The organism is Vibrio sp. Vb2131 (assembly GCF_033338535.1).
Taxonomy (GTDB): domain Bacteria; phylum Pseudomonadota; class Gammaproteobacteria; order Enterobacterales; family Vibrionaceae; genus Vibrio; species Vibrio alginolyticus.
This window is the reverse complement of record NZ_JAWOSW010000085.1, coordinates 1-660: the sequence shown is the minus strand read 5'-3', so window position 1 is coordinate 660 and position 660 is coordinate 1. Positions and strand designations below refer to the sequence as shown.

Here is a 660-nt window from a genome sequence, read left to right as displayed (position 1 = left end):
AAGGTTTTCGACGATCTCGCGATCAACATTACCCAGAAAGAAGTCGACACCGCGGCCAAGCAGCTTGCTGTCGCGATGCAAGGATTGGGTGACAACCCTGGTTCTCGCGCTTGGGTTTACAGCCGCTACCTCGCGCACGACTACGGATTGGATGTTGTGTTGGATGTGGAGAAAGCCGCTAAGAGCGTAACACTAGAAGAAGTGAAAGCACGTGCGGCATCGGCGTTTGGTCCGAATGCCAAGCGTTCTGCGCTGATTCTCAACCCGATGTAAAACCAGACATTGGATGCAAACAGTAAAACGAAAAAGACGGCTTAATCGCCGTCTTTTTTATGCGCTTTTGCGCGCGAGTCGCTTTTCAGTGTTGGCGCTGTTGTCTTTCGCCGTTGCGCTTTCTTGCACTTTGCCTTTCAGGCTGACCACTTCTTTTTCTGGCAATTCTGCTGCTTCACCGAAGAACTTACCGCCCGGTTCAATGCTCAGATTGTTGCTCCAGATTTTACCACTGACACGGCCTTTAGTGAGTACTTGGATGTGCTCTGCGTGACAGTTTCCGTCCAGAATACCATTGATGATCAGCTGCTTGGCATACACATCGCCAGTGACTCTACCGCTTTCTGCAACAACTAGCGTGCCTTCGACATTCAGTTGACCATCGAC

Annotated in this window: 1 protein-coding gene and 1 pseudogene; one reads left to right on the top strand and one right to left on the bottom strand. The window is 50.8% G+C overall.

Annotation, left to right across the window (positions count from 1 at the left end; translation table 11 throughout):
- Window positions 1-273: pseudogene (locus R7E38_RS23005) on the top strand (insulinase family protein); the annotation flags it as partial.
- 57 nt (window positions 274-330) lie between these two features.
- On the opposite strand, the gene R7E38_RS23000 reads toward R7E38_RS23005, so the two are convergent.
- Window positions 331-648 (bottom strand): bactofilin family protein, encoded by a 318-nt coding sequence (locus tag R7E38_RS23000; protein ID WP_023623781.1) that lies wholly within the window; start codon window positions 646-648, stop codon window positions 331-333.
- Between the last annotated feature and the right edge of the window lie 12 nt (window positions 649-660).